The sequence below is a fragment of the Propioniciclava soli genome, from assembly GCF_038502305.1.
Classification (GTDB): domain Bacteria; phylum Actinomycetota; class Actinomycetes; order Propionibacteriales; family Propionibacteriaceae; genus Propioniciclava; species Propioniciclava soli.
The window spans coordinates 3001179-3019936 of sequence record NZ_CP115965.1 but is presented as its reverse complement, the minus strand read 5'-3'; the positions used below and the strand labels follow the sequence as shown (position 1 = coordinate 3019936).

Here is an 18758-nt window from a genome sequence, read left to right as displayed (position 1 = left end):
CCATCGGTCTGTCCATACCAGGCGTCGGTTGCTGCATGGAGCTGGCGGGAGCCTGGTGGCTAGCGTGAACGCACCTGGTCATCGCCGATCGAAGGAGCACCCATGTCAGTGACCCCTTGGGCAAGGCGCCCCCGACTGCGACGCTGGTTCGCCGCCCTCACAGCCACCGTGCTGGCGCTCGCGACCCTGGGCGCACTGCCCGCCCGTGCCTCCGTCCCCGAGCCCTGGCTCGCGCCCACGCCCTACCAGGGCTGGAACACCTACTACGGCTTGGGGGTCGACTTCACCGAGGACGAACTCATCGAGATGGCACAGTCGATGCTCGATCGTGGCCTCCTCGAGGCCGGCTACGACATCGTGTGGCTCGACGGCGGGTGGGCCGCCGATGGCCGGGACGCCGACGGCAATCTCATCCCCGACCCGACCCAGTTCCCGAACGGGCTGAACCATCTCACCGACACCCTGCACGCCATGGGCTTCCGCGCCGGGATCTACACCGACGCCGGCCCGATGCTGCCCACCAATGAGGTCTGCACCATCGGATCGGGCGGCGGGCACCAGCAGCAGGACGCCGACCAGTTCGCTCGGTGGGGCTTCGATGCGGTCAAGGTGGACTTCCTGTGCGGGTGGGAGAACGAGCTCGACCCCCGAACCGAGTTCGGGGCGATGGCCGAGGCCATCCGGAACAACGCCGAGGGCCGTCCCATGATCGTCAACCTCTGCAACCCGGTGACCTCGCCCTACTGGGGTGAGTACCCCGAGCATCTGCAGTCGACCGGCTCCTGGGCCTACGCTCCCCAGATCGCGGAGTCGTGGCGCACCTACACCGACGTCGGCTGGATCGGCCAGATTCAGTTCGCGGACGTGCTGCGCAACTACGACGCCAACGCCCGGCATCCGGAGGCCGCCGGCCCGGGCCACTGGAACGACCCCGACTACCTGGGCCCGCAGCTCGGCATGACCGACACCGAGTTCCGCACCCAGATGAGCCTGTGGAGCGTGGCGGCGGCGCCGCTGATGATCGCGTCGGACGTGCGAACGCTGTCGGACACCTCGCTGGCGATCCTCACCGACCCCGACGTGATCGCCGTGAACCAGGACCCGCTGGGTGACCAGGCCGTGCGCGTGTCCGGCGCCGGCGACCAGGAGGTGTGGGTGAAGGACCTCGCCGACGGTTCGAAGGCGGTCGTGCTGCTCAACCGCACCGTAAGCCCCGCGACCGTGGCGACCACCGTTTCCGCGATCGGTCTGCGCGGCGCCCGCGTGACGGTCACCGATCTGTGGACCGACCACGTGGCGGAGGCCAACACCAAGATCCGCCAGACGGTCGAGGGCCACGGTGCCGTGCTCCTGCGCGTCGAGCGCGCGACGGGCCGGCCGGGCACGTCCCGCGTCGTCATCGGCCAGCCGGAGGTGCGCGGGGTGGACGGCCAGCCGCTCCCCACCGTCTCATCGGAGGTTCTCAGCGCGGCGGGTTCGACCATCGAGGTGGCGGTTCCGGTGAACAACGACGGCACCCAGCCGGCCCGCGGCGTGGCTTTGACGGTCGATGTTCCCGAGGGCTGGGAGGTCGGCGGGCAGACGTCGATCGGGGTGCTGCCGCCGACGCGGACCGTCACCGCCGTCCTCACCCTCACCGTTCCGCAGGATGCCGCACTCGGTACCCACCAGATCGGCATCACCCCGACGGTCGGCGGTGCGCCGGCGGCAGCCGGAGTCGTGACCGTCCGCGTCGCGCCCGCAGCCCCGGAGGGCGCCGCCGACCTGGCCCACCACCCGTGGGTCAGCGGCACCAGCGGCTGGATGCAGCCGACGATCGACCGGTCGGTGGGTGGCTGGACGCCGCTGATCATCGACGGCACGACGCACAGCACCGGCCTCGGGGTGGCGTCCCGCTCGGAGATCCGTTGGTTCCTGGGTGGCCAGTGCACCACCCTGACCGGCGGCGCCGGCATCGACGATGCGGCGCTGTTCACCGACCAGGGGGCCACGGTCACGTTCCATGTGATCGGGGACGGCCGAACGCTGTTCGAGACGGGGGTCATCGGTCGCAATGAGCTGGTGACGTTCGACGTCGACACGACCGGCGTCCGCGACCTGCGTCTCGTCGTCGGCGACGGCGGCGACTCCACCTACAACGACCGGGCGGATTGGGTGGACCTGTCCATCACCTGCTGAGTCGCCCGGCGCGGTCGGGGTCCGACGCGGAATCCGCCGCGTCGGACCCCGACCGCGTCCGGTACTGGGTGGGTGAGAGGTGGTGGATGCGCCGGAACTGGCGGGAGAAGTACATCGGATCGGAGTAGCCGACCTGGCGCGCGATGGACGTGACGGTCCGATCCGTCGTGTCGAGCAGCTGGCGGGCGAGCGACATCCGCAGGCGGGTCTGGTACTCCAGCGCCCCGAACCCGGACGCCTTGCGGAACAGGGCGGAGAAGTGCGAGACGCTGAACCCCGCCATGGCGGCCAACTGGTCGACGCCGATGTGCTCGGCGAGGTTCTGGCGCAGGTAGTCCTGGACCTCGGCGATCGGGTCGGCCCGGCCCCGGCTCGGGGCCCGTCGATCCGCGACGAGCACCGACAGCAGGTGCCAGGCCGCGCCGCCGGCCGCCACGAGGGAGCGCAACCCCTCGTCGGTCTCCATGCGGCGCAGGATGGTGTCCAGCAGGCCCGACACCCGGGTGGGTTCCGCGACGTCGAAGACCGGGGCCTCGTCGGCGTGCAGGGCCGACACCAGGGGGCCGATCGCGGTCCCCGTGACGTGGGCCCACCAGATCGTCCACGGGTCGTCGTCGTCCGCCTCGTAGCGGTGGCCGACACCGGCGGGAATGACCAGCACCTGGTGGGGGCCGACGCGGAACGTGCGGGTGCCGACGCGGCACAGCCCCCGCCCGGCGACACAGTGAATGACGATGGTCTCGTCTGCGGCAGCCCGCGAGCGGCCGTGGTGGGCCGCGTGCGGGAAGAACCCGGCATCGGTGACAAGCACCGAGGCGGTGGGAGGAGTGGCACGCGCCTTGGCCACGAGGGGCCGTGGGAGGACGCGCATGCGTTCCCCTGGAAATCCGTCAGGGATGCGGGCGGTGGAGCCGGTGTTCACGGGGGGCTTCCCCTCGGCCATCATCGATCCGTCCATGCCCATCAGCCTAATGCGCCTTCATCGGGCCAAGTCGTTTGCCTAGGTTGGGATGCATGGTCAAGGAAGCCCAGCAGGATCGTGCGGCCGTCCAGGTGCGGCGCGAGCCCACCGTCATTCCCACGCGCATGCCCGCCGACCCGGACCAGTACCCGGCCTACCTCGACAATCGCGTCTACCAGGGCAGCTCCGGTGCGGTCTACCCGTTGCCCTTCCACGAACGCATCGAGGACGACTGGCAGGACCGGCCCTGGGATCTGGTCACGCTGCGCAACGAGTGGGTGGAACTCGCCGTCCTGCCCGAGCTGGGCGGGCGGCTCGCATGGGCGATCGACCGAACCCGCGACTACGACTTCTTCTACCGCAATCACGTGGTGAAGCCGGCGCTCGTCGGCCTCGCCGGGCCGTGGATCTCCGGTGGCGTCGAGTTCAACTGGCCACAACACCACCGGCCGGCCACCTTCCTCCCCACAGCAGTGCACATCGAGCACGAGGACGACGGCGCCGTCACTGTCTGGTGTGCCGACCACGACCCCTTCCACCGTATGAAGGGCATGCACGGCGTCCGCCTGCGTCCCGATTCGACCGTCATCGAGCTGCGCGTGCGGCTGCACAACCGCTCCGACGACGTCCAGACCTTCCTGTGGTGGGCAAACGTTGCGGCGCGGGCCGGGGATCACTACCAGTCGTTCTTCCCGACCGACGTGCACCACGTGGCCGACCACGCCCGACGCGCCATCACCGCGTTTCCCGGCGCCGATCGCCCCTACTACGGCTGGGACTATCCGGCGGCCGCTGAACAGCACCCGGGGGCCGATCGGATCGACTGGTACCGCAACATCAAGGTGCCCACCTCCTACATGTGCGTCGAAACCGACGATGAGTTCTTCGGCGGCTACGACCACGCGGTGGGGGCCGGGTTCATCCACCTTGCCGACCGCCACATCTCGCCGGGCAAGAAGCAGTGGACGTGGGGGAACGCAGAGTTCGGCTGGGCCTGGGATCGCAACCTCACCGAGTCCGACGGCCCGTACGTCGAACTGATGGCCGGCGTCTACACCGACAACCAGCCCGACTTCGCCTTCCTGGCACCTGGGGAGACCAAGTCCTTCAGCCAGTACTGGTACCCCTTCCAGGACATCGGGCCGGTGCACCAGGCCACCTTGCACGCCGCGTGTGCCCTGCTGGTCGAGGGGGAGCAGGCGCGGATCGGGGTGTCCGTCACCCGACCGCGCTCCGGTCTGCGCCTCGCCCTCACCGACGTGGCCACCGGGGCCACCCTGTGGGAGGACCAGTTCGACGCGGCCCCCGGCTCACCGGTGAAGGTCGACGCGGCGCTGCCCCGGGCGGTCGCCGCCCACGAGGTGACGCTCACGGTCGCACACGAGGGCGCGGTGCTGCTGTCGTGGACGCCCCGGGCCGCGGAGGCGGTGGCCACGGAGCCCGCCGCGGCCACCGAACCGCCCCCGCCGGAGGCCATCGCGTCCGCCGACGAGCTCTACACGACCGGGCTGCACCTGGCCCAGTATCGGCACGCCACGCGCCGGCCCGAGCCGTACTGGGAGGAGGCGTTGCGCCGCGATCCTTGTGATGCGCGCTGCCGCACCGCCTTGGCTGTGGGGTGCCTGCGGCGGGGTGACCTGGGCGCGGCCGAGGAGCACCTGCGCCACGCGCTTGACCGGCTGATGCTCCGCAACCCCAACCCGCTCGACGGGGAACCGCACCACCGCCTCGGGCAGGTGCTCGCGCGCTCGGGTCGCGTGGACGCCGCCCTCGCCGCCTTCGGCAAGGCGGCCTGGAACCAGGCGTGGGTGGCCCCCTCCCGCCTCGCGATGGCACGCCTGCTGGCCGCCCGGGGTGAGGATGCCGAGGCGCTCGCGCTGGTGGCCGGCACGGGCAGCGCACGGGATCCGCGCAACCAGGAGCGGTGCATCGAGGCGATCCTGTTGCGACGGACGGGGCGAATCGAGGACGCGGCGCGCGTGATCCAGCAGCTCTTGGCGGTGGACCCGCTGGATGCCTGGGCCCGTCACTTGGCCGGTGAGGGCGCCGGCGCCGACGGGCCCACCCTGCTGGACGTCGCCCTGGAGTACGCCTCGGTCGGTGAGACCGACTGTGCGTTGGGGCTGCTCGCCGAGGCGGCGACCGCTGCCCTTCCGCTGGGTCAGGTCAACGTCGCGCCGCTGGCGCACCTGCACGCCGTCGACCTCCTGGAGCGGGCGGGCCGAACCGAGGAGGCCGGCACGGCCCTGCGTGCGGCGACCCACGCCGACGCGCGGTGGTGTCACCCCTCGCGTCCGGCAGATCTCGACATGCTCGGGCGGTTGACGGACCTGCACCCCGGCTGCGCCCTGGTCCATCGGCTGCTCGGGCACCAGCTTTACCACGTCGGCCGCAGAGTGGAGGCACAACAGGCATGGGTGACGGCCATCGAACTCGACGACAGCGACCCCATCACCCGGCGCAATCTCGCCGTGGCCGCCCACAACATCGACGGGGACCCCGCCGCGGCCGAAGCGCACTACGACCGGGCACTGGCCCTCGCGCCGAGGGATGCCCGCCTGGTCTACGAGCTGGACCAGCTCCGCAAGCGCACCGGACGCGCCCCGCAGCAGCGGCTGGCGCACCTTGCCCCCCACGAAGAGCTGGTGGCCCAGCGCGACGACCTCACGGTGGAGTACGTCGAACTCCTGACCCACCTCGGACGCGCCGAGGAGGCACTGGGCATCCTCGAGGCGCGGGACTTCCAGCCGTGGGAGGGCGGTGAGGGACGCGTCCTGGCCGCCTGGGAACAGACGTTGCTCGCACTTGCCGGAGCGGCCCGGGCGGGGGGCAGACCGGCGGACGCGGTCGCGTTCGTCAATCGCGCCCTCGACCCCCCGGTGACGCTGGGGGAGGGGCCCCATCCGCTCGCCAACCGCTCCGCGCTGCACGTCGCGCTCGGTGATGCGCTGGCGGCCCAGGGCCGCGATGACGAGGCGCGCGCCGCATGGCTGCGGGCGGCCGAGTCCGTCGGGGACTTCCGCACGATGGCCGCCGTACCGTTCTCCGACCTGACCTACTTCTCGGTGCTGGCCGCCCGGCGTCTCGGTCTGGACGACCGAGCCGACACCCTCGTCGAAGGGCTGGCCCGGTGGTCGGACGATCTGGCGGGGACGACGCCGACGGTGGACTACTTCGCGACCTCGCTGCCGAGCCTGCTGCTGTTCACCGACGACCTCGAACGGCGCAATCGGGTGGAGGTGGCCGTCCTGAGAGCCCAGGTGGCCACACTGGAGGGTGATACGGACGTGGCGAACGAGCGCCTGCGCGAGGCGTTGGGTGAAGACCCGAACCACCCGCAGGCGCTGCGTCTGCACCGCGATCTGGCCGCGGGGCGATCGGCGGTCGCAGGGTGACGACGGACCTCCTGGAGCACTTCTCGGTGCGGGTGCGGGGAGGGTTGCCCGTGTACGGCATCACGGTCGATCGCCTCGACGCGCCGCTGGTCGCTCGGCAGTACCGGGCCGACGAGCGCGTGAACCTCTACAGCGCAGCCAAGACGTTCACCTCCCTTGCCGTCGGCATCGCGCGCGACGAGGGTCTCCTGGATCTGGATGACCGTGCGCTCGACCTGCTCCCCGCACCGGCGCGACGTCCCGCGGCCGAGGCGTCGGACGTGACCGTCGCGCACCTCCTCACCATGACACCCGGTCATGAGCACACGCTGTTCACCGACGAGGAACTCAGATCCGACGACATCCTGGGTGACTTCTGGGCGGGACCTTTCGTGGCCGAACCGGGCACGCGGTTCCACTATTCCTCCGCATGCAGCTACGTCCTGGGGCGCATCGTGGAGCACCGGAGTGGCGAGCCGCTGCGCGACTATCTCGATCAGCGTCTGTTCGGGCCGCTGGGAATTTGGAACCCCCTCTGGGCGTCCTGCCCGCGGGGCCACACGTGGGGTGGCACCGGTCTGCATCTCACGACCAGAGAGTTCGCTCGGTTGGGCGCCCTGCTGCTCCGCCGGGGCCACGTGGACGGACGACGTCTGGTCTCGGAGGAGTGGGTCGACCTCATGGCGTCGGCCACCGTCGATTCCTCCGGGTGGACGCCCGACGTTGAAGGACGACGGTACGGGCTCCACGTCTGGCTGTGCACACCACCTGGGGCCTACCGAGCGGACGGACGCTACGGGCAGCACTGCGTCGTGCTGCCGGAACACGCTGCCGCCGTCACCGTGACCGCCCACCACGAGGGAGACACCCACGAGATTCTCCGCGCAGTCTGGGACGATCTGTTGCCCTCGTTGGGATGATGTGGTTTTCGTCTGTTCGTCCATGTCGCGCATCGGATCGCCCATGGGTGACGCTGCGGAGGGTCTTCTACGCTGACCTTGTGCTCGCAGGTGAGCACCAACCATCAGGATCGACGCCGTAGTCAACCAAGGGAGCCTCACGAGGCCGCGGCTCCACCACCGGAGGACATCATGAACCACTCGTCACCGTTCGGAATCACGCGACGCAATCTGCTGCTGGGGTCCGCCGGGTTGGCCGGGAGCGCCGTGCTCACGGGCTGCGTCGGCGCCGGCGCCGGGCCGGCCGCGCAGCCCTCCACCGGCACCGGAGGCGGCACCCCCGCCGAGGTGGCGCGTGAGGTCGTTCTCCAGTCGAACATGCAGGACGCGGGCCCACGGCAGGCACTGGCCGATGTGATCGGCGGGGTGAGCGACTTCGATGTCACCATCAACACCGTCGCCACCAGTCAGTTCCGCGCCCAGCTGCCCACCTACCTGACGTCGAACCAGGCCCCTGATGTGCTCACCTGGTACGCCGGCTCCGTCACGAACTCGTTCGCAGAGGAGGGCCTGCTGTATGACGTCAGTGAGCTGTGGGAGTCCGGCAACGCGTCCGGCTTCTCCGACGCCCTGAAGGACCTGTCGACCTACGACGGGCGGCAGTACTTCGTGCCGACCAACTACTACTGGTGGGCGCTGTTCCACCGGACCTCCTCGTTCGAGGAGTGGGGCGTCTCGGCCGTGGAGACGTGGGACGAGTTCATGGGGCTGCTCGACAATCTGCAGACCCGCGGGGTCGCCCCCCTCACCACCGGGCTCGCCAACAACGCGTGGATGGCGGCGGCTTGGTTCGACTACCTTGACCTGCGTGTCAACGGCGCCGACTTCCATCGGGAGCTGCTCGCGGGCCAGCACTCCTTCAACAGCGACGAGGTGCGGGCCGTCATGGCGCGCTACGCCGAGATCCTGCCCTACTTCCACCCCGATTCGTTGTCGTGGGATCCCCAACAGGCCGCGGCTCCCATCGCTCGCAACGAGGCCGCCATGTACTTGGTCGGAACGTTCGCGACCGCGTACTGGCCGGAGGACCAGCAATCGGATCTGGACTTCTTCTCCGTGCCCACCATCGATCCGAGCATCCCGTCCGCGGAGGAGGCCCCCACCGACGGCTTCATGGTCGCCGCCAACGCACGCAACCCCGAGGGCGGCAAGGCGGTGGCCGATTACCTGGCGAGCGCCGCGGCTCAGCAGGAGTTCATCGAGAAGGCCGTCTCGCCGAACCTGCCCACGCATCCCGACGTGGACACCGCCGGGTTCTCGCCGCTCATCCAGAAGGGCCTGGAGCTGCTGAACGGTACCGATCAGATCACGCAGTTCTTCAATCGCGACTCCAACGACGAGCTGCAGGGCACGGCCGACACCGCGCTGATGCGGTTCATCAACGCCCCCGGTGACGTCGACGTCATCCTGGCCGACTGGCAGACCGCCGCAGAGCAGGTCTTCTCGCAGTGAGCACCTCCGCACCCCCGGCGACCGCCGCTGCCCTGGGCGAGGGACGCCGGCCGCGGCGGTCACGCCTCGGCCGGCGCGTGCCGCCGGTGGTGTGGTTCTTCCTGCTCGTCCCGCTCGCGGTCGAGCTGTTCTGGGTGTTCTGGCCCGCGCTCAACAGCTTCTGGCTGTCCACCACGACGTGGGGCGGGGTCGGGGTGGCCGAGCCCGTGGGCACGGCGAACTATGAACGGCTGCTGGCCGACCCCATCTTCCGCACCGCGTTGTGGAACAACGTGCTGTGGGTGTTCGGCTTCGGCGGGTTGAGCGTCGTGGGTGGTCTGGCGCTGGCCGTCGCGCTCAATCAGCCGCGCCGTTTCGTCGGTGTCTATCGCACCGTGATCTTCCTGCCGATGGTCATCTCCATGGCCGTGACGGGATTGTTCTGGCGCATCGTCTATGCCCCCGGCGGGCCCGTGAACAACACCCTCGAGCTCGTCGGGTTGGGCCACCTGCAACAACAGTGGCTGGCCAACCCCGACACTGCCCTGGGGGCCGTCCTGGTGGCCGCGGTCTGGCGCCAAGTGGGCTACATCATGGTGCTGTATCTGGCAGGCCTCAAGGGCTGCGACCCGAGCCTGGAGGAGGCCGCGGCCGTGGACGGGGCGAACGCGTGGCAGCGGTTCTGGCGTGTCGTCATGCCGCAGCTGGCCGGTGTGAACACCGTCATCTTCGCGATCACCGTCATCGACTCACTGCGGACCTTCGACATCGTCTGGGTCATGACCCGGGGTGGCCCCTTCAACCAGAGCCAGCTGCTGTCGACCTACATGTTCGAACAGGCCTTCAGCTACGTGAACCTCGGCTACGCCTCGGCCATCGCGGTGGTCATCTTCGCCCTCGCGATCATCTTCATCATCACCTACGTCGCCCGTCAGGCCCGCGCCGAGGAGGATGACCTGTGACCGCCCTCTCCCACGCCGGACGCCGGCGCCGCGGCCTCGGTGGCACCCTCGCCTTCCACACGATCCTGACGGTGGTGTGCCTGCTCTGGATCAGCCCGATCGCCTTCGTGGTGCTGCTCTCGCTGCGCACGTTCGACGACATCGCCCTCAACGGCCTGGGCGCCTTCCCCACCTCGTTCACCTTCGCCGCCTTCCCGGAGGCTTTCCGCTCCGGTGGCGTGGGCCGAGGACTCTGGAACTCGTTGATCGTGACGTTCTTCGTCGTCACCCTCACCCTCGCGCTGGCGTCCATGGCGGCGTTCGCGCTCAGCCGCTACCGCATCCCGTTCCGGCGGACCATCCTGATGCTCATGCTCGCGGGCAACCTGCTGCCGCCCCAGATCCTGCTCATCCCGGTGGCGCGGATCGCGCAGGGGATGGGCATCTACGACACCCTGACCGCCGTGATCGTCGTGCAGATCGGCTTCGGCCTCGGCTTCTACACCTTCGTGCTGTACGGCTTCATGCGCGGGCTGCCCAAGGAGGTCTTCGAGGCGGCGCTGCTCGACCGGTGCGGGCCCGTCCAGACGTATTGGCGCATCGTGCTGCCCCTGTGCCGCCCGTCGCTGGCCGCCCTCGCCGCGCTGGCGACGACCTGGGTGTTCAACGACCTGCTCTGGGCGCTCACCACCCTGCAGAGTGAGGCGAAGTTCCCGATCACCGCCGCGCTGCTCAACCTGCAGGGCGCCTACGCGAGTTCCTGGAACCTTCTCGCCGCCGCGTCGCTCATGGCGGCGGTGCCCCCGGCGCTGGTGTTCTTCGCCTTCCAGAAGCAGTTCGTGTCCGGCCTGCTGGTGGGCGCCAACAAGTAACGCCACTCAGGCGTCCGCCGGGCCGTCGTCGCGGCGCAGCCCCTGGAGGGTCAGCTGCCAGGTCACCGGCGCGTCCGGGCCCACGCGCACGGCGTCCCCGGGGCGTGAGGGCGGCAGCGAGACGTCGCGTCCAAGGACGGGCTCGACGCCGATGCTGCGGTACGGCCCGTCGGTCGGCCAGCCCCGCAGGTTGCGCCACACCACGAAGCCCAGGGGCACGTCGGGAGCAGCGTCGAGGGTGAGCCGGAGCGCGTCGTCGCCGTCGGTGACGGTGACGGTGCGGCAGTCCGGCAGCAGGTAGCAGACGGCTCCCCGATGACCGCGCCCCAGGGACCGGACCCAGGCGTCCTCACCGCCCAGGGCCTCGATCTCGGCGGTGGGGCGTGGGTCGAGGAACACCACCGGCCTGTGCGCGCCGGGGTGGAGTTGGGCGGCGTCGGACAGGTCGAGCAACAGGTGGGTGGCGTGGAGCACGTCGCGCGGCGTGTCCGCGGTGGCGGTGTAGGTGACGGTCAGCCCGTCGTCGGCCTCCCGCCCGGTGCGCTTGAGGTGGTGACCCTCGGCGCTGACGTGAGCCGTGCCACCGTCGATGTGCCACTGCCGGTTCCAGACCAGACCGTGGTCGTGGGGGGCCCGCAGGCAGGGGAAGCACTCCTCGCCGCCGCCGGCGTCCACGAAGGCGTCCCCGGGCGTGACCTGGGGGCGCGCGGAGGCGATCGCTGGTTCGGGGTTCGTCCAGAGCCACTCCCGGTTGCCGGCGCGCAGGGACGTCCACCGACCGCCGAGGTCGGGGTCGGTCGCGAGTGCGAGCTGCACCGGATGCCATGGGGTCATGCCTGCCTCCTGCCGCGAGACTAGGCCGCGCGGGCGCGGCCGGTGTGGCTCGGGCAGAGAATCCTCCAGCCGGGCCGCCGGTTCGCGCATGGTCGGGGGCGGCGGGCTCTCCTACGCTGGCCTGATGGGCGAGCCGATCGAGCTGCACACCCCGCACACCCGCTACTCCTTCGCTCCGACGGCATCCGGCAGCGGTCTGCGCCTGCTCGGGTGGGGGGCACGGGAGGCCGAGGTCGAGCCACCCGCGCCGCCGGTGCTGCCGGGCTTCGACACCCCCGACGACCTGCTTCCCCACGAGTTCGGCGTCGCCGGAACCCGCCACGTGCTGGAGTCTGAGCTGCTCATACGGCGCGACGACCGGCGCGACGGCGCTCGCGTCCGGCTCGTGGGGGAACCACACCGCGCGTCCACCGACGGCGGGGAGACCGTGACGTGCCTGTTGCGCGATGACGCGGTGGGCCTGGAGGTGGAGCTGAGCTGGCGGGTCTCGGCGGAGCACGACGTGCTCGTGCGTGGGGCGACGGTCCGCAACGCGGGGGACGCCCCCCTCACCCTGGCGCGCGCCCTCACCGGCGCCTTCAACCTGCCTCTGCCAAGCGGTGCCGTCATCGACGCGCTGGCGGGGGGCTGGTGCGAGGAGTTCACGCCGACCCGCGTCGTCCTGCCCCGGGGCACCTGGAGCATGGGCAGCCGGCAGGGCCTCACGTCGCATTTGTGGGCCCCCGTCGCCACGCTGGGCGACCCGGCGGACGCGAGCCGCGGATGCTGGTCGGTGGCGCTGGCCTGGTCGGGGTCGTGGCGGCTCGACGTGCACGCCAACCCCCGGCTGGGGTGGGTGCGGGTGGCGGCGGGCGTCCACGACGAAACACCGATCCTGCTCGAGCCGGGGGAGAGCTTCGTCTGCCCGGAGCTGCTCGGTCTCTGGGCGCCGGACGCCGACGCCGCGGCCCGCGCCTGGCACACGTACCATCGCGCCGAGCGGCTGCGGGACACCGACGCGGCCCGGCGTCCGGTCACGTACAACTCGTGGTACGCGACCGAGTTCGACGTGGGGTGCGACCAGCAGCGCGATCTGGCCCGCAGGGCCGCCGCCTTGGGGTGCGAGATGTTCGTTGTGGACGATGGGTGGTTCGCCGGTCGCCGCGACGACACCGCCGGGCTGGGTGACTGGACGCCGGATCCGGTCGCCTTCCCCGAGGGTCTCGCGCCGCTGGTCGAGGAGGTGCACGGGCTCGGGATGCGGTTCGGGCTGTGGGTGGAGCCCGAGGGCGTGAACCCCGACTCCGCGTTGTTCCGGGCCCATCCCGGCTGGATCCATCGCTCGCCCGACCGCGAGCCCGTGACGATCCGCAACCAGTACGTGCTCGATCTGGGCCGGCCGGAGGTGGAGGCTTGGGTGCTGGGCACCCTGCGGCGCCTCCTCACGGGTACCGGCGTCGACCACCTCAAGTGGGACATGAACCGGGCCCTCACCGACGCGGTGCGGGCGGGGGATCCGCACGGGCGCGAGGCCAACCTGCAGCACACGCGTGCGTGGCACCGGCTGCTGGACGCGCTGCGCACGGAGTTCCCGGACGTGACCGTGGAGGCCTGTAGCGGTGGCGGGGCCCGGATCGCGGCGTCCGTGCTCGAACGCAGCGACGTGGTGTGGCCCAGCGACGAGACCGGGCCGCGGGACCGGCTGGCCATCCAGCACGGGTCCTTGTCGGTGTACCCCGCAGCGACGATGAGCTCGTGGGTCACCGACCTCCCCGGGCACCTCGACACCACGCCCGCCTCGCTGACCTACCGGTTCTGCGTCGCCATGTGCGGCGTGCTCGGGGTGGGGGCCGACCTGCGCGGCTGGTCGCCCGAGGAGGAGCACCTGGCCAGGGACCTGATCGCGCTGTACCGCGACATCCGCCCAGTCGTGCTGGGGGGCACGGTGCAACGCCACGGCGACCCTGCCCGGCACGGCTACGTGGTGGAGTACGTGGGGGCCGAGGACGACCCGCGGGTCGTGCTGTTCGTGTTCGGCAGACCCGAGACGGCACAGACGGTGGTGCTGCGCCCGTGGAGCGGCCGGCACCAACCGCATCAGCGGATGAGCGTCACGGGCGGGTCGGCGCGCTGGGTGGCACAGGAGCTGCTCGTGGACCTGGAACCCGAGACGGGGGCCGCCGTCGTGGTCCTGAGCTGACGTGAGCCGTGCCGCCCGAGGGTGGCCTCATGCCTCACCGGGACGTTGGTGTCGGGGTGGGGGTGGTGGGATGGAGCCGAGGCTTGGCGCGGTTTCGGGCCAGATCAGCATGACCGCGCAGGGTGCGTGGTCGACCACGAAGCGGGTGTGACGGCCCAGGCTGTCGGGGCCGAGGCGGCTCCTGTCGCCGTCACGGCCCACGATCACGTAGTCGGCATCCTGGGCGGCGGCAGTGACGACGCGTTCCACCCGGCCGGTTACCAACCGCCGGGTTGCGGGAAGGCCCAGCTCATGGTGCGCGGCGGCCAGCATGTCTTCGGCCGCCTCCTGGGTGAGCTGCCTGATCTGTTCGGCGGGGTCGCGGTGTCTCCCGCGGCCCATCAGCGCGTCGAAGGCACCTGCCGCAACCTCGTGGGGTGCGTCGTCGATCACGTGCAGCAGGGTGATGGAGACGTCCTGCCCGGCCCGGTGTCTGACCTCTGCGATGTCCTTGGCCGCTCCCACGCAGGCCGGCCAGGTGCCTGCCACGACCCAGACGAGGATGTTCATCAGACGGCTCCCATCAGTTGCAGTGAAATCCACAACGCCACGACGGCTGCGACGATGGCGACCGGCGTGGCGAGCAGCCCGAGCAGGGTGAATTCCCCCAGGCGCGCGTCCTGGTCGTGGTCGGCCACGACCCGCCGCCAGAGCAGGGTGGCCAACGAACCGACGTAGGTCAGGTTGGGGCCCACGTTGACTCCGATCAGGGTGGCAAGGACGGCTCCGGTTCCGGCATCGGCAGCGAAGGGCAACAGCACCAGAACCGCCGGCAGGTTGTTCACCACGTTGGCAAGCACAGCTGCCAGCCCAGCCCACGCGAGGAGTGAGGTCAACGAGTCGCCCAGCGGCACGATGGTGCCGATCGCTGTTCCGAGGCCTCCCTCCACGACGGCCGCCACGACGATCCCCAACGCCAGCACGAACAGCAGGAACGGCAGGTTGACGAACCTCGGTAGGTCACGCGGGGAGACCTGGCCCACGACGAGCGCCCGGACCACCATGACCAGTGCCCCGGCCAGCGCCACCCAGGCCGGCTCCACACCGACGAGGGACGCCACGACGAACCCGACCAGGGTCAACGCCAGCGCGGCGGCCGAGAACCGGGGCAGGGCAGGGGCGTCCGGGCTGCTCGGCTGGGTGGCAGGGATGGACAGGTCGGAGGCGAAGAACATCCGGAACGCCCCGTACTCCACCACCAGCACCACGAGCCACGGCAGGGTCATCAGACCGGCAAAGCTCACGAACGTGAGACCAGCGGTGCCCATCGCCAGCAGGTTGGTCAGGTTCGACACCGGCAAGAGCAACGACCCTGCATTGGCCAGATGGGTGCACGCGTAGGCATGGGGTTTCGGCCGGACGCCCAGGCGCTACGCCGTGGCGAACACCACCGGAGTCAGGAGCACCACGGTCGCGTCCAACGACAGCACGGCCGTGACCGCGGCCGCCAGCACGAACACGTACCGCAGCAGGCGATGCGGCTCACCGCGGCTCTTGGCGGCCATCCGCGCACCGGCGTACCGGAACAGACCGTCGGCATCACACAGTTCGCTGATCACCAACATGGCGGCCAAGAACGCCACGACGGGCAACAGGCGCTCGATCTCAGCGAGTGCCCGGTCGCTGCTCAGCGCTCCCACGGCGAGCACCACCAGTGCAGCGGGCACCGCACCGACAGCCTCCGGCAAGCCCTGGGGTCGGACCACGGCGAATCCCAGGACGAGCACCAGCATCACGATGGAGACCGCCTCAGCCACGTCGGTCATCATGCCCCACCGACCCTCGGGCCGCGCCACGCACCTCCCGACGGAACCGCGGTGGTCGTTCGACGTCGAGTCAGCCCGCCAGCGCCAGCGCCCGCTGGGCGGCGTCCACGGCCTGGGCCCGGTACCCGCCGCCGAACAGCACGGCGTGGACGAGCAGGGGGTGGACCTGGTGGAGCGGCACGAGCTCCCGCCAGTGCGCGGGCAGGTGCGCCGACGCCTCGGCGTAGGCAGCGTGGATGCGGCCCAGCTGCGGCGTCGAGAACAGCGCGAGCATGGCGAGGTCGGTGATCCGGTGGCCGCCGTGGGCGGCCGGGTCGATCAGGCCGACGCCGCTCGGCGTCCACAGCACGTTGCCCGACCAGAGATCGCCGTGGATCCGGGCCGGCGGAGCAGCATCGTCGAACGTGCCGGACGCCAGCGCCTCGGCCAGCCGCTCCAGGACGGCCCGCCCGCGCGCGTCGATGCCGGATTCGGCCAGGTACGGCTCGATGCGCCAGCGGGCGTAGAACGTGCCCCACGTGGCCTCGGTGCGCAGCGGCAGGGGCGCTTCACCGATGAAGCCGTCGGCGTCCCAACCCTGCGGCGGGGCGCCGAACGCGGGTGCGCCGGCGTCGTGCAGCGCGGCCAGGTCGCGGCCGAAGTCCTCCGCGTGCGCGGGAGTGGGCGCCGCCTCGGTGAGCCGCTCGATCGCGATGTGCTCTTCCCCGACGTCGATCACCTGGGCGACGCGGACCGCGCCCACGGCCCCCAGCCAGCGCAGACCGGCGGCCTCGACCGCGAAGAACCCTCGTGGGGCGGCGGGGCGGTGCTTGCGGAAGACGTCCACGTCCCCTTCATACAAGACGCGGACCCCTCATTCAAAGGGATCCGCGGTGGTGGCCAGGACCGGGGTCGAACCGGTGACCTTCCACTTTTCAGGCGGACGCTCGTACCAACTGAGCTACCTGGCCATGCCGGGCGATTCGGACCGTGATCCGGAACCGGCAGCGACCCCGACGGGACTCGAACCCGCGACCTCCGCCGTGACAGGGCGGCGCGCTAACCAACTGCGCTACGGGGCCTTGGAGAAGGCCTGCCGCCTCAAAAGGCAGCTTGAGAAGCATAGCCCAGCCGCCCCGTGACCGCGAAATCGACGGGTTGACTCATGCTGGATGCCCGCGTGGGAGGGTCGTTGACTCATGTGGAGATGCCCGCGTGGGAGGGTCATTGACTCATGTGGAGATGCCCGCGTGAGCGCAGTCGTGGCTGAGGGACGGCTCCGTGGCGACCATGCCACACATGTTCGCCCCCATCTTCGCGGCCGCCTTCTGCCCCACCGAGCTGACGCCGTCCTGGCGTGGACGTGCGGTGGGAACTCGAGCGGACAGGTCATCCCCGGTCCACTCCTGTTGGCATCCCCAACGGGATTCGAACCCGCGCTGCCGCCTTGAAAGGGCGGAGTCCTAGGCCGCTAGACGATGGGGACCTGGCCCGGTGAGTCTACGACACGCCCGCGGGGCACCCCAACTCAGGCGTCGGCCGAACTCCGCGCGGCGTCGATCTTCGCCTTCGCCCCGTCGAGCCACGCCTGGCACTGCGCGGCCAGCTTCTCCCCGCGCTCCCACAGTGCCATCGACTCACTCAGCGGCACGTGGCCCGACTCGAGCTGGCGCACCACCTCCACCAGTTGCTCGCGGGCCTGCTCGTAGCTGAGCTTTTCCTCCGGTGCGTTCTCGCTCACCGTTCCTCCTCGTGGGCGTGTTCCTCGTGGGCGTGTTCCTCGTGGGCGTGGGGTTCGACATCGATCACGGCCGCGGCGATGTCGCCGTCGAGCAGCCGGGCGATGATCGTCTCGTCGGGTTCGACGTCGGCGATGGACGCCACCGTCCGGCCGTCGTCGGTGGTCACGATCGCGTAGCCACGCTGCAGGGTGGCCCGGGGCGACAGGGCCCGCACGCGCGCGAGCGAGCCGGACAGGAAGTCGTCCTCCCGCTCCAGTGCCCGCCGGACGCCGCGCCCCAGCCGCGCACGGATCTCGGTCAGCCGCTCGGACTGCAGGGTGATGGCCCCGCTCGGGTCCGCGAGCACGGGACGCGAGCGGAGGGCGCCCAGACGGTCCTGCTCGGAGCGCACCCGGCGCACGACCGCCTCCCGCAGCCGATCGCGTCCGGTGGCGACGACGCGCGCCTCCTCGGCGGCGTCCGGCACGACCAGCTTGGCGGCGTCGGTGGGTGTGGAGGCTCGGACGTCGGCCACCAGGTCGAGGATCGGGACGTCCGGCTCGTGGCCGATCGCGCTCACGACCGGCGTCCGGCAGGCGTGGACGGCGCGGGCCAGGGTCTCGTCGGAGAACGGCAACAGGTCCTCCAGCGACCCGCCGCCGCGGGCGATCACGATGACGTCCACCTCACCGGAGCGGTCGAGCGCGCGCACGGCGTCCGTCACCTGCTCGACCGCCTGCTGGCCCTGCACCAGGGCGTGGCGGGTGACGATGTGGGCGGCCGGCCAGCGGCGCAGCACGTTCTCCACCACGTCGCGCTCGGCGGCGGAATCCTTGCCCGTCACCAGCCCGATGGCACGCGGCAGGAAGGGGAGCCGCTTCTTCAGCGCCGGATCGAAGAGGCCCTCCGCCTGGAGGGCGCGCTTGCGTTGCTCGAGGTGGGCGAGCAGGCGCCCCTCGCCGGAGGGCCGTAGGTCGCGGCACTCGAAGGTCAGCGAGCCGCTGCCGGGGAACACCGTGGCGCGCACCCACGCGGCCACCAGCGTGCCCTCGGGGACGGGACCGGCGGCGTCCAACACCGCGGTGGAGATGCTCACCTGCACCGAGACGTCGGCCAGCTTGTCGCGCAGGGTGAGGAAGTGGACGGCGTACCCGGCGCGACGCTTGACCTGGATGACCTGACCCTCGACCCAGACCGCGCCCGTGCGCTCCACCCAGCCCTTCAGCGCGGTGACCACCGCGCGCAGCGGTTGCGGCTGCTCGGGGGAACTCTCCAGGGCCATGGCCGCCAGCCTACGGCGTGCCCCGGACAGTTCTGCGTGCCGAGGGACGCGAGGCGTCCGGACAGGCAACGAGCCCGCCACCGACGGTGCGGTGCGGGCTCGGGCTGTCGAGGCGACGCTGTGGTTCAGCGGCGCGTGAGGTGGGCCATCTGCGCGGCGTGGCCCTGGGCGACCATGATGACGAACGGCTGCACTGTGTTTCCTTTACGTGTTGCTCCGGCGCGGTCCGGCCGGTGGGCGCC

General features: G+C 70.9%; 13 protein-coding genes, 3 tRNA genes and 1 pseudogene. 7 read left to right on the top strand and 10 right to left on the bottom strand.

Features of this window, described 5'->3' with window-relative positions:
• The first annotated feature begins 102 nt into the window (after positions 1-102).
• On the top strand, positions 103-2178 hold the full coding sequence (locus tag PCC79_RS13640) for an NPCBM/NEW2 domain-containing protein (RefSeq protein ID WP_232548335.1): 2076 nt from the start codon (positions 103-105) through the stop codon (positions 2176-2178).
• Here the strand turns inward: PCC79_RS13640 and PCC79_RS13635 are convergent.
• Positions 2168-3136 carry an AraC family transcriptional regulator gene (locus PCC79_RS13635; protein WP_342372150.1) on the bottom strand — a complete coding sequence of 323 codons (969 nt, stop codon included), beginning with the start codon at positions 3134-3136 and terminating at the stop codon, positions 2168-2170. The two genes, PCC79_RS13640 and PCC79_RS13635, sit on opposite strands and share 11 nt — an antisense overlap.
• A 56-nt stretch (positions 3137-3192) precedes the next feature.
• Between PCC79_RS13635 and PCC79_RS13630 the strand changes: the two genes are divergently transcribed.
• The 5 genes from PCC79_RS13630 to PCC79_RS13610 all read left to right on the top strand — a co-directional run bounded on the left by PCC79_RS13630 (position 3193) and on the right by PCC79_RS13610 (position 10716).
• Positions 3193-6534, top strand: a complete 3342-nt coding sequence (locus PCC79_RS13630) for a DUF5107 domain-containing protein (RefSeq protein WP_342372149.1) — start codon at positions 3193-3195, stop codon at positions 6532-6534.
• The gene (locus PCC79_RS13625) at positions 6531-7433 is read left to right on the top strand and encodes a serine hydrolase (protein ID WP_342372148.1); all 903 of its coding nucleotides are present in this window, start codon (positions 6531-6533) and stop codon (positions 7431-7433) included. The genes PCC79_RS13630 and PCC79_RS13625 overlap by 4 nt, the downstream gene beginning before the upstream one ends.
• 171 nt (positions 7434-7604) lie before the next feature.
• Positions 7605-8924: an ABC transporter substrate-binding protein gene (locus PCC79_RS13620; RefSeq protein ID WP_232548339.1), complete on the top strand. Its 1320-nt coding sequence runs from the start codon at positions 7605-7607 to the stop codon at positions 8922-8924.
• Positions 8921-9865, top strand: a complete 945-nt coding sequence (locus PCC79_RS13615) for a sugar ABC transporter permease (RefSeq protein WP_342372147.1) — start codon at positions 8921-8923, stop codon at positions 9863-9865. Before PCC79_RS13620 ends, PCC79_RS13615 begins: the two co-directional genes overlap by 4 nt.
• Positions 9862-10716 carry a carbohydrate ABC transporter permease gene (locus PCC79_RS13610; RefSeq protein ID WP_232548341.1) on the top strand — a complete coding sequence of 285 codons (855 nt, stop codon included), beginning with the start codon at positions 9862-9864 and terminating at the stop codon, positions 10714-10716. Before PCC79_RS13615 ends, PCC79_RS13610 begins: the two co-directional genes overlap by 4 nt.
• Before the next feature lie 6 nt (positions 10717-10722).
• On the opposite strand, the gene PCC79_RS13605 is transcribed toward PCC79_RS13610, so the two are convergent.
• Positions 10723-11550, bottom strand: a complete 828-nt coding sequence (locus PCC79_RS13605; RefSeq protein WP_342372146.1) for a hypothetical protein — start codon at positions 11548-11550, stop codon at positions 10723-10725.
• A 124-nt stretch (positions 11551-11674) separates the two neighbouring features.
• Here PCC79_RS13605 and PCC79_RS13600 point away from each other — a divergent pair, with 124 nt between their 5' ends.
• Positions 11675-13729 (top strand): alpha-galactosidase, encoded by a 2055-nt coding sequence (locus tag PCC79_RS13600; protein WP_342372145.1) that lies wholly within the window; start codon positions 11675-11677, stop codon positions 13727-13729.
• Between the two features lie 27 nt (positions 13730-13756).
• Here the strand turns inward: PCC79_RS13600 and PCC79_RS13595 are convergent, their stop codons facing one another.
• From PCC79_RS13595 to xseA, 8 genes and pseudogenes are all read right to left on the bottom strand, one after another.
• The gene (locus PCC79_RS13595) at positions 13757-14278 is read right to left on the bottom strand and encodes a universal stress protein (RefSeq protein WP_342372144.1); all 522 of its coding nucleotides are present in this window, start codon (positions 14276-14278) and stop codon (positions 13757-13759) included.
• Positions 14278-15501 (bottom strand): annotated as a pseudogene (locus PCC79_RS13590) (SLC13 family permease). The gene PCC79_RS13595 and the pseudogene PCC79_RS13590 overlap by 1 nt, the downstream one beginning before the upstream one ends.
• Positions 15502-15604: 103 nt before the next feature.
• Positions 15605-16375, bottom strand: a complete 771-nt coding sequence (locus PCC79_RS13585; protein WP_269779238.1) for a fructosamine kinase family protein — start codon at positions 16373-16375, stop codon at positions 15605-15607.
• A 32-nt stretch (positions 16376-16407) separates the two neighbouring features.
• A tRNA-Phe gene (locus PCC79_RS13580) sits at positions 16408-16484 on the bottom strand.
• 37 nt (positions 16485-16521) lie between these two features.
• A tRNA-Asp gene (locus PCC79_RS13575) sits at positions 16522-16595 on the bottom strand.
• Positions 16596-16923: 328 nt separating this feature from the next.
• Positions 16924-16999: transfer RNA gene (locus PCC79_RS13570), tRNA-Glu, on the bottom strand.
• A 42-nt stretch (positions 17000-17041) separates the two neighbouring features.
• Positions 17042-17254 (bottom strand): exodeoxyribonuclease VII small subunit, encoded by a 213-nt coding sequence (locus tag PCC79_RS13565; RefSeq protein ID WP_232548383.1) that lies wholly within the window; start codon positions 17252-17254, stop codon positions 17042-17044.
• Complete coding sequence (xseA, locus tag PCC79_RS13560; protein ID WP_342372143.1) at positions 17251-18516, bottom strand: exodeoxyribonuclease VII large subunit; 1266 nt, start codon at positions 18514-18516, stop codon at positions 17251-17253. Before xseA ends, PCC79_RS13565 begins: the two co-directional genes overlap by 4 nt.
• Positions 18517-18758: the final 242 nt, after the last annotated feature.